The following is a 10352-nucleotide window of genomic DNA, read 5'->3' as shown; positions in this document are numbered from 1 at the left end:
CCTCTAGCGAGTTTCATGGCGGCCCGTACCCTAAACCGACTCAGGTGGTCAGGTAGAGAATACCGAGGCGTTCGGGTGAACTATGGTTAAGGAACTCGGCAAAATGCCCCCGTAACTTCGGGAGAAGGGGGGCCACGCCTGGTGATGAGTCTTGCACTCTGAGCTGGGGGTGGCCGCAGAGACCAGCGAGAAGCGACTGTTTACTAAAAACACAGGTCCGTGCGAAGCCGTAAGGCGATGTATACGGACTGACGCCTGCCCGGTGCTGGAACGTTAAGGGGACCGGTTAGCTCCATTTCGGTGGGGCGAAGCTGAGAACTTAAGCGCCAGTAAACGGCGGTGGTAACTATAACCATCCTAAGGTAGCGAAATTCCTTGTCGGGTAAGTTCCGACCTGCACGAATGGCGTAACGACTTCTCGACTGTCTCAACCATAGGCCCGGTGAAATTGCACTACGAGTAAAGATGCTCGTTTCGCGCAGCAGGACGGAAAGACCCCGGGACCTTTACTACAGTTTGATATTGGTGTTCGGTTCGGCTTGTGTAGGATAGGTGGGAGACTGTGAAGCTTGGACGCCAGTTCAGGTGGAGTCGTCGTTGAAATACCACTCTGGTCGTGCTGGATGTCTAACCTGGGTCCGTGATCCGGATCAGGGACAGTGTCTGATGGGTAGTTTAACTGGGGCGGTTGCCTCCTAAAGGGTAACGGAGGCGCCCAAAGGTTCCCTCAGCCTGGTTGGCAATCAGGTGTTGAGTGTAAGTGCACAAGGGAGCTTGACTGTGAGACCGACGGGTCGAGCAGGGACGAAAGTCGGGACTAGTGATCCGGCGGTGGCTTGTGGAAGCGCCGTCGCTCAACGGATAAAAGGTACCCCGGGGATAACAGGCTGATCTTCCCCAAGAGTCCATATCGACGGGATGGTTTGGCACCTCGATGTCGGCTCGTCGCATCCTGGGGCTGGAGTCGGTCCCAAGGGTTGGGCTGTTCGCCCATTAAAGCGGTACGCGAGCTGGGTTTAGAACGTCGTGAGACAGTTCGGTCCCTATCCGCTGTGCGCGTAGGAGTCTTGAGAAGGGCTGTCCCTAGTACGAGAGGACCGGGACGGACGAACCTCTGGTGTGCCAGTTGTCCTGCCAAGGGCATGGCTGGTTGGCTACGTTCGGGAGGGATAACCGCTGAAAGCATCTAAGCGGGAAGCCTGCTTCGAGATGAGGACTCCCACCCACTTGATGGGGTAAGGCTCCCAGTAGACGACTGGGTTGATAGGCCGGATATGGAAGCCAGGTGACTGGTGGAGTTGACCGGTACTAATAGGCCGAGGGCTTGTCCTCAGTTGCTCGCGTCCACTGTGTTTGTTCTGAAGTTGCGAACATGCCGAGACCGCGTTACCGCCGGTGGTGGGGTGCTGGTCGGCTGGTTCGACAGTTTCATAGAGTTTCGGTGGTCATAGCGTTAGGGAAACGCCCGGTTACATTCCGAACCCGGAAGCTAAGCCTTTCAGCGCCGATGGTACTGCAGGGGGGACCCTGTGGGAGAGTAGGACGCCGCCGAACAATCATTGGGGAAAGCCCCGGACCGTATGGTCCGGGGCTTTCCGCGTTCCAGGGGCGGGCTACCGGCCACCCCCGTCGCAGACGCCGACCCGCAGTCGTGGTGCGGAGAAAACGCCTTGGCACGCCGTCGTCGCGGCCGCGAGGATCTGAGCATGGAGCACCGCATACGCGCCGTACGAACCGGCGAGTGGGAGAAGGCCCGGGAGATCCGGCTGGCCGCCCTTCAGGACCCCGTGGCACCCATAGCCTTTCTGGACACCTATGAGCATGCCGAGGGCAGGCCCGCGGAGTACTGGCAGGAGACGACCGATGCCGCCGCGTCCGGGGTGGGCCTCCGTCAGTTCGTCGCGGAGGACGCCGAAGGACGCTGGGTGGGCACCGTGACCGTGATGGTGGAAGGCCCCGCGGACGATGTGCGGTTCGGGGAGCCGGCCAAGGTCGACCAGACGCACCTGGTCGGGGTGTTCGTACGGCCGGAGGCGCGGGGAACCGGCGTGACGGAGGGGCTGTTCCGGGCTGCCGTCGCATGGTCGTGGGCGCTGACCGAGCCGCCGGTCGAGCGGGTCCGCCTGTATGTGCACGAGAGAAACGGCCGCGCCATGGCGTTCTACCGGCGATTCGGGTTCGTGCCGAGCGGCGACTCCGTGCCGGTGCCGTCCGACCCGTCGGTCAGGGAGTTCGAGTACGAACTGCGCCGTTTGTGAGACGGGCCGCGGGTGGCAGTGGCGGCGGGGGGTGATGTCGGCGAGTTCGTCCGGGTACTCGCCGGTCTGCTCGACTCCGGTGTGTTCGAGCAGGTCCTTCGGAGGCTCGACGACGAGCGAGCGTCTCTGCCGCATGCTGAAACGATCAGTAGGGAGTGGTCGGGCCGGGTCCGGTGTCGGGTGTCAGCGGTTGCGGCCAGCGGGCACGGCCCTGTTCGCGGGAGCGCAGCAGCGCGAGCGTCGGCATGCCCAGTGCCGGGCCCGTGGCCAGCAGCTCCGGGAGGAGCGGCAGCGGGGCCACCGCGGCGACGTCGTCCAGGACGAGGGCGAGTGGTGGGTCGAGCCGACCGGCGGATGACCGTGCGGCCATGCGGCGGCCGTGCTCGACCACGCTTGAGGTGAGTGCGGTCAGGAGCGGCATGGCTCCCGGGCGGGAGCGCGGGTCCTCGATCGGGTCACCCACCACATAGAGAGTGCCCCCCTCGTCCACAAATGATTCCAAGGTGAGCGAATCCGCTCGGTTCGGAGTGCAGACCTGACGGATGTGGACGGAGGAGAGGGCTGTCAGCGTACGGGCCGTCAGCTCCTGGGCGATCTCGCGGCGTTCGCTGTGCGAGGTGAGGGCCGACTCGAGCAGCCCCGCCAGGCCGGAGGCGGCCTTGGGATGGGTGCGGAGGATCCGTACGGGCTCATGGGCGCCACTTCCCTGTGCCCACCTGTGGACCTGCTTGAACGGGCGCCCGTCCACGGCGGCGGCGTGCAGCCAGCAGCGCAGCAGTGTCTCGGCGGTGTCCGCGACGGCTTCGTCGAGACGGGAACGGGGCCGTACGGGAGCGAAGAGGGCCGCCGCCCGGCTCGCCGCGGTGGCCGGGTCCGCGCAGCCGGCCGTCGGGGACCAGTGGAGACGGGCGGGCGTGTCGCAGAGATGGCCCGGATCGTAGACGAGGACCGGGCCGAGTTTGGCCCTGGCGTCCTTGGTCTCCGACCAGAGCGTCGGATCGGATGTGACGACCAGCGCGGGCCCGGCCGCGTCCAGGATCGCCTGGACCGCGGAGGGGCGCCGGACGGACGGGGCTCCGTAGAGCACCTGCGGCCGGCGGGGGGCCGGGAGACCGGGCTGCTCCGGCGCACGAAGGTTTGCGGCGGCGGAGAGCTCCGCAGGTGCCGCGACGACGGCGGAGGGCTCGGCAGGTGCCGCGGCCGCGCCGTGGTCGGCCGGCACCGGTACCTGCGCGGGTTCGGCGGCGGACGTCGCTTCGACGGGGGTCACCGCTTCGGCCGGCGATGTCGTACCGGCGCCGGCCACGGCCCCCGCGGGGACGGGGGTCTCCTCGGTGACGGCCGTGCCCGGACGGGAACCGCGCCGGTCCGCGACCGTCTCCGGTACCGCCGACACGACCGTCTCGGCCGGGTCGTCGACGCTCGTCTCCCCGGCCGCCTCCCGGCGGTGTCTGACCGCGCGCCACCGGGACAGGGTGCCCAGGACGAAGACCGTCAGCACCACGAGCGTCATCAGCAGCCCGATGAGCAGACCCCAGAACAGTCCGTGGCCGGAAAGCCGCTCGGCAGGCGTGGCGGGCCAGGCCGCGGGCAGGTCCCGGGGTTCGGACACCAGGCTGCGTATGGCGAGCGGGGTGTCGGTGAACGTCACGCCCTCCGGCCAGGACCCGTGCGCGAGCAGGCCGGCGAGCCCCGTCGCCGTCCACACCAGCAGGGTCAGCCCGACGAGGAAGCCGAGGACGCCCACGAGCAGGCCGTCGGGGACGCCCCGCTCCTGGTGCGGGCGCTCCCGTCCTGGGCCGCGTCCCGGGTGGTGCCCCACCGTCAGGCCACCGTCGACTCGGGGGAGTCCAGCCGCCGCTGCTGCCGCTCGATGAAGGCCGCGCGCTCCTCCGTCTCCTGTTCCGCGGCGCGGACGTCCTCGGGGAGCGCGGACTCCGTCATCGCCCGGTCCGTGTAGACCAGGGGACGCTCGGCTTCCGTCACCAGGTGCTTGACGACCTGGACATTGCCGTTGACGTCCCACACCGCGATACCGGGGGTCAGGGTGGGGATGATCTCCACAGCCCACCGGGGGAGTCCGAGTACTCTGCCCGTCGCACGGGCCTCGTCGGCCTTCTGGGCGTAGATCGTTCGCGTCGACGCCATCTTCAGGATGGCGGCGGCCTCCCGGGCGGCGGCGCCGTCGACCACGTCGCTCAGGTGGTGGACGACGGCGACGAAGGACAGGCCGAGCCGTCGGCCGAACTTCAGCAGCCGCTGGAAGAGCTGCGCGACGAAGGGGCTGTTGATGATGTGCCAGGCCTCCTCGACGAGGAAGATGCGCTTCTTCCGGTCGGGGCGGATCCAGGTGTGCTCCAGCCAGACGCCGACGATGGCCATGAGGATCGGCATGGCGATGGAGTTGCGGTCGATGTGCGACAGGTCGAAGACGATGAGGGGGGCGTCCAGATCGATGCCGACGGTCGTCGGGCCGTCGAACATGCCGCGCAGGTCGCCGTCGACGAGCCGGTCGAGGACCAGGGCGACGTCCAGACCCCAGGCCCGCACGTCGTCGATGTCGACGTTCATGGCCGCCGCGGACTCCGGCTCCGGGTGGCGCAGTTGCTCGACGATGTCGGTGAGGACCGGCTGCCGGTCGCCGATGGTCTCGTTGACGTACGCGTGCGCCACCTTGAGTGCGAAGCCCGCCCGCTCGTCGAGGCCGTGCCCCATGGCGACCTCGATGATGGTGCGCAGCAGCGCGAGCTGCCCGGTGGTGGTGATCGACGGGTCGAGCGGGTTGAGGCGGATCCCGTCGTCCAGGGCGGCCCTCGGATCGAGCCGGATGGGTGTTATCCCCAGCTCCTGGGCGATGAGGTTCCACTCGCCGACGCCGTCCTCGCCCTGCGCGTCCAGGACGACGACCTGGCGGTCGCGGAAGCGGAGCTGCCGCAGGACGTACGTCTTCTCCAGCGCCGACTTGCCGTTGCCGGACTCGCCGAGGACCAGCCAGTGGGGGGCCGGGAGCTGCTGGCCGTACAGCTGGAAGGGGTCGTAGACGTAGCCCTTGCCGCTGTAGACCTCGCGGCCGATGATCACGCCCGAGTCGCCGAGGCCCGGCGCCGCGGTCGGCAGGTAGACGGCCTGCGCCTGTCCCGTGGAGGTGCGCACGGGGGAGCGGGTCGTCTCGACCTTCCCGAAGAGGAAGGACGTGAAGGACTCGGTGAGGACGGACAGCGGGTCTCGCATCGGATGAGGGCCCCTATCGGCGCGTGTCGGTGCGTGTCAGCCGCTATCGGCGGATGCCGGTGGCGAACGGCAGCGTGTTGACAAAGGCCCGGTGGTGCTCGCGGTCGCACCACTCCAGCTTCAGGTACGACTTGCCCGCCGAGGCCCTGATCGTGCGCTTGTCCCTGGCCAGGGCCTCGGGCGTACGCGACGACACAGTGATGTACCCGACGAGGTTGACGCCTGCCGCGCCGCTGGCGAGATCTTCACCCCGCTGGTCGAGCCTGCCGTGGGCGGCGATGTCGCGGGGGTCGACGGTGCGGTTCATCTTGGCGGCCCGGCTGGCCTCGGCCTCGTCGTTGGTCTTCTCCGTGAGCATGCGCTCGATGGCGACCTCGGTGGGCTCCAGGTCCATGCAGACCGCGACGGTGCGGATCACGTCGGGGGTGTGGACGAGCAGCGGGGCGAGGAAGTTGACGCCGACGGGGGTCAGCGGCCACTCCTTCACCCAGGCCGTGGCGTGGCACCAGGGGGCGCGGGTGGCGGACTCGCGGGTCTTGGCCTGGAGGTAGGTGGGCTCCATGGCGTCGAGTTCGGCGGGCCATGCGTTGCGCTTGGTCATGGCCTGGATGTGGTCGATGGGGTGGTCCGGGTCGTACATGGAGTGCACGAGGGAGGCCAGCCGGGCCTGGCCGAGCGGCTGGCGGACGCGGATGTCGGCCTCGGCGAGGCGGGCGCAGATGTCGGTGAGTTCGCGTGCCATGACGACGGCGAGACCGGCGTCCTTGTCGAGCCGCCTGGCGCCGGTGGCCTGGCGGGCGGCGCGGGCCATGGCGTGGGCCTCGGCGGCGAGTTCCCTGCTGTAGTGCATGCAGGCGACCAGGTAGGCGCGGTGCTGCTCGCTGGACGTGGAGACCATCGACTGGAGCTGGTCGTAGGACTGCTGGAGCCAGCCGGGGGCGCCCGGGTCGCCGCGCTGGGCGACGTCCTTGGCGTGCGCGTCGGGGTCGGCGGGCAGCGTACGGGCCAGCATCTGGAGTCGCGTCACGAAGCCGTCGCCGTTGGCGACATGCTTCAGCAGCGTGCCGAAACGGTCCACCAGGGCTTCCTGGTCCTCGCTGTCGCGCAGTCCGACGCCGGGGCCCTCGATCTCGATGGCGGCGGTGACGGTGCGCCGGTCCGCGTGCAGCAGTACGGCGATCTCGTCCGGGCCGAAGGGTGCGGCCAGCCAGTTGATACGGCCGATGCCGGGCGGGGGGCCGATCTCGACCTCGCGGCCGTCGATGCGGGTGCCCGCCTCGACGGCGCCGGAGCGGTAGACCGTGCCCTGGCGCAGGGTGCGCTTGTAGCTGCGGTTGATCTCGTACCAGCGGTAGAAGGTGCGCTGCTTGTACGGCACGTACACGGCGGCCAGAGCGAGCAGCGGGAAGCCGGTGAGCAGCACGATGCGCAGGGACAGGACCGGGACCAGCAGCCCGCTCATCATGCCGAGGAAGGCCCCGGCGATGATCAGGGCGATCTCGCCGGTCTCGCGGTTCTTGCCGATGATCGCGTTCGGCCGGGCCCGGCCGATCAGATAGGTGCGGCGGGGCGCGATGGCCGGGGACTGCGTCGTCAACGCCCTCCACCTCCTGTGCTTCCTGTGCTTGTGCCGGTGGTGCTGCCGGAGTTCCTGCGGTGGGTGTGCGGGGTGCCGCCCGGGCCTCCGCTACGGGGCGGAGGAGCGGCGGAGGGAACGGTTCCGCCGCCGCTCGCGGCACCGGATCCGGCCCCGCGTGTGCTGTGGGCGGCGACTCCGCCGGCGACGGGGCTCGGGGCGCTGCCGCCCCCGGATCCGCCGCCGCCCGGCTGGTGGGTGCGGCTGCTGTGGGTCTTGATGCCCTGCGAGACGAGGGCGGCGGGCGAACTGATGACGGCGGCGGCCTTGCTCTCCGCGCCGTTCTGGAGCCGGTTGTTGCGGGACGCGGCGATCTCGTCGCCGAACCCGGGGACGAAACGGTAGATCATCGCGGAGGCGAAGATCGCGAGCAGGATGATGGCGAGTCCCGTGACGACCGCGGAGAACGAGTTCGGCCCGTCGTCCGCGGACAGCGCCGCGGCGAGGCCGAGCACGATCACGATGACCGGCTTGACGAGGATCACCGCGATCATGATTCCGGCCCAGCGGCGGACGTGGCCCCACATGTTCTTGTCCACGAGCCCCGAGTACACGACCACGCCGAGCAGGGCGCCCACGTACAGCAGGACGGCACGGAGGAACAGCTCCAGGTAGAGGACGCCGGCGGCGACGATCGTCACCAGCGACACCACGATGAGCATGATCGGCCCGCCGCCGATGTCGTCGCCCTTCTGCAGTGCCTCCTTGAAGCTGCCGAAGAACACGTCGGTCTGGCCACCGGTGCCCTGGGCGATCACGTCGGTGATCGAGTCGGTCGCGGAGACGAGCGTGTAGAGGATCAGCGGGGTGAAGGCGCAGGCGAGGACGGTGAGCCAGAGGAAGCCGACGGCCTCGGAGATCGCGGTGGTGAGGGGGACGCCGCGGATGGCGCGCTTGGCGACGGCGAGCAGCCAGAGGACGAGGGTGAGGAAGGTGGCGGCGGCGAAGACGACGGCGTACTGGCCGAGGAAGGTGGTGTTGGTGAAGTCCACTTCGGCGGTGGACTTCACCGCCTTGGAGAGGGTGTCGACGACCCAGGCGGCGGCGTCGGCGCAGCCGCGGGCGAGCGAGGAGAGGGGGTCGAGGGCGCCGGCGGGGTCGTCGAGCGAGGGGGCGCGGCGAGCGGCTCCGCCGGATTCACCGTTCTCGCAGTAGTCGCGGGCGGGGCCGCGGATCAGGTCGCATGGGTTGTTGCTGGCACCGGGGCTGGGCGTGGGGGTCGGCGCGGCGGACGCCGGACGGGCCGCGACCATGAGGGCGGCCTGCATGCCTCCCACGGTTGCGGCCAGGGTGCCTGCGCGGCGGGACCGCTTACCGGGCATAGGTGAACCCTCCGAACTGTTGGACCGCGTCGGCCATTTCCTTGGCGGTTGAGGCCGCTTGGTCGCGGCCCACAGGCACGGGCCCGTCCGTTTGGGTGTGCCCCGTGACCTTCCAGCCTCCGTTGGTCCACTTCATCTCGTAGGTGGCGGTGTACCAGCTCTCGGAGACGGGGTTCGTGGAGCCCTCCCCGGCCAGGCCGAAGAGCGACGAGTACCAGACGGCCACGGTGGCGGTGGCGCCGCTGAACTTCTCCACCTTGGTGCCTACGGGTACGACTCGCGAGATGAACGTGAGGCCGTCGGGTGCGGTGCCGTCCTCCTTCAGCCCGATGCGGGTGAGGAAGCCGGTGTCCGCGTAGACCTTGTCGAGGTCCGACTGCCGGGAGTCGACCACCTCGGGCGCGTAGACGGCGCTCACGATCTCGTGGCGGCGTGCCTTGTCGTACATGTCGGCCGAGCCAAGAGGGACCGCGTAGTTCGCCGCCGCGCTCTGCGCCCCCTGTTCGTCCTTGGCGTATCCCGCCGGGATGCCCGCGTGTTTGCCCGCCACCGGGCGGATGCCCGTGGCCGCGGTGGGGGCGGTGCCCTTGGCCGTGTCGGTGGTGCCGGGGGAGACGGTGCCGTCGCCGCGGTTGGCGAAGGCGATGGCGGAGATGAGGAGGACGACCACGCCCACGACCATGACCAGGGAGCGGGAGTTGCGGGCGGGCCTGCGGGCGCCGCCGTAGACGTCGCCGGTGCCGCCCTCGGGGAGGCGGGTGCGGGTCTGGCCCGTGCCGCCGGTGGCGCTGCCGAAGCCGTCGGTCTCGTCGTCGTAGCTCATGCCGCAGACGCCCCCTCAGCCGTGTGCGTTGCCGTGCCGTAGTACGACGGTAGCCCTGCTGTACTCGGTGCGGGCGGGGTGTGATGACTCGACATCAGGGGGACGCAACCTCTGCCGGTGGGCGCGACGGACGGGTGGTGTCGGGGGCGGGCGCGGGGCGGTACGGGGCGTCAGACGGCCATCCCGTACACGATGGTGAACAAGGTCCCCAGTGACCCGATGATGAAGACGCCGGTCAGGCCGGCGACGATCAGGCCCTTGCCCTGTTCCGCGCTGAAGGTGTCGCGGAGGGCGGTGGCGCCGATGCGCTGCTTCGCGGCCCCCCAGATCGCGATGCCCAGGCAGAGCAGGATGGCGACGGCCATCACGACCTCGATCATCACGCGTGCCTCGTTCCCGAGGCTGCCGAAGGGCCCCCAGTTCGGGGCGATTCCGCCGATGATGGTGGTGATGTCGCCCTTTTCAGCCGCCAGGTACATATAACTCACCGCCCCAGTTGGGTAGTTGTACGCCCCTGCCCCATGGCACAGGCCGCCTCTATCTTCGCTGATGAAACCGTCCGCGTGCGCCGACTTGGCGGCTCTCTTTACTCGATCCGCGCATGGATGCCGGTCCGGTCGCTCTGACCTGCGGTTGCCCGTGCGGCCGGGACGGGCGGGAGGACACGTTTCGTCACTCTGTGTATCACGGAGCGTGACTTCGGGCAATGACTGTCGTTGTGGCACCCAGGGCGTGCAGCGGGTAGGGGGGCGCTCGCCGGAGCGGGGCGGAAGCGTCCGGCGGGGGTCGTGAGCGCCGGGCGGAGCCGGGGTGCGGCTCCGCCCGGCGACACCGCGACGGTCAGCGGTTGAGGACCATGTAGCCGAGCAGTGCGACGGCCACGGTGATGAGGGCGATGACGGTCACGGCGGCGACGGTTCCCCCGGAGTCGCCGTTGCGGCCCGCCGTTTTGGCGCCGGCCGCTGCGTTCTGAAGGTTCCGAGGGTTCCGCAGGTTCTGCGGGTTCTGCACGTGTTGCTCCTGGTGCCGGTCTCCCCGCCGTCGGTCGAACGGCGGGGTGGTGCACAGCCTTCCGGCCGCGT

At 69.2% G+C, this 10352-nt stretch carries 8 protein-coding genes and 2 rRNA genes (1 of these 10 cut by a window edge); 3 read left to right on the top strand and 7 right to left on the bottom strand.

What is annotated here, in order from left to right; translation table 11 throughout:
• From DDW44_RS06705 to DDW44_RS06695, 3 genes are all read left to right on the top strand, one after another.
• Window positions 1-1332, top strand: a 23S ribosomal RNA gene (locus tag DDW44_RS06705) (it extends 1793 nt beyond the left edge of the window).
• A gap of 105 nt (window positions 1333-1437) precedes the next feature.
• A 5S ribosomal RNA gene (gene rrf, locus DDW44_RS06700) occupies window positions 1438-1554 on the top strand.
• 152 nt (window positions 1555-1706) lie between these two features.
• A complete protein-coding gene (locus DDW44_RS06695; protein ID WP_108905850.1) occupies window positions 1707-2258 on the top strand; it encodes a GNAT family N-acetyltransferase in 552 nt (183 codons plus the stop codon).
• A 145-nt stretch (window positions 2259-2403) separates the two neighbouring features.
• Here DDW44_RS06695 and DDW44_RS06690 read toward each other — a convergent pair whose 3' ends face one another.
• From DDW44_RS06690 to DDW44_RS31980, 7 genes are all read right to left on the bottom strand, one after another.
• Window positions 2404-4005, bottom strand: coding sequence for a type VI secretion protein (locus DDW44_RS06690; RefSeq protein ID WP_108905849.1), 1602 nt, complete (start codon window positions 4003-4005; stop codon window positions 2404-2406).
• A gap of 77 nt (window positions 4006-4082) precedes the next feature.
• Window positions 4083-5489: an ATP-binding protein gene (locus tag DDW44_RS06685; RefSeq protein WP_108905848.1), complete on the bottom strand. Its 1407-nt coding sequence runs from the start codon at window positions 5487-5489 to the stop codon at window positions 4083-4085.
• A gap of 43 nt (window positions 5490-5532) precedes the next feature.
• Window positions 5533-7086, bottom strand: coding sequence for an SCO6880 family protein (locus tag DDW44_RS06680; protein ID WP_018889451.1), 1554 nt, complete (start codon window positions 7084-7086; stop codon window positions 5533-5535).
• On the bottom strand, window positions 7083-8447 hold the full coding sequence (locus DDW44_RS06675; protein WP_108905847.1) for a hypothetical protein: 1365 nt from the start codon (window positions 8445-8447) through the stop codon (window positions 7083-7085). The genes DDW44_RS06680 and DDW44_RS06675 overlap by 4 nt, the downstream gene beginning before the upstream one ends.
• Window positions 8437-9270 (bottom strand): hypothetical protein, encoded by an 834-nt coding sequence (locus tag DDW44_RS06670; protein ID WP_108905846.1) that lies wholly within the window; start codon window positions 9268-9270, stop codon window positions 8437-8439. The genes DDW44_RS06675 and DDW44_RS06670 overlap by 11 nt, the downstream gene beginning before the upstream one ends.
• Window positions 9271-9440: 170 nt before the next feature.
• Entirely contained in the window at window positions 9441-9749 is a 309-nt protein-coding gene (locus DDW44_RS06665) for a hypothetical protein (RefSeq protein ID WP_017945892.1), read from the bottom strand.
• A gap of 361 nt (window positions 9750-10110) precedes the next feature.
• On the bottom strand, window positions 10111-10281 hold the full coding sequence (locus DDW44_RS31980; RefSeq protein ID WP_166802737.1) for a hypothetical protein: 171 nt from the start codon (window positions 10279-10281) through the stop codon (window positions 10111-10113).
• Between the last annotated feature and the right edge of the window lie 71 nt (window positions 10282-10352).

Source organism: Streptomyces tirandamycinicus (assembly GCF_003097515.1).
In the GTDB taxonomy this organism is placed as follows: Bacteria; Actinomycetota; Actinomycetes; order Streptomycetales; family Streptomycetaceae; genus Streptomyces; species Streptomyces tirandamycinicus.
This window is presented reverse-complemented; position numbering and strand designations above follow the sequence as displayed.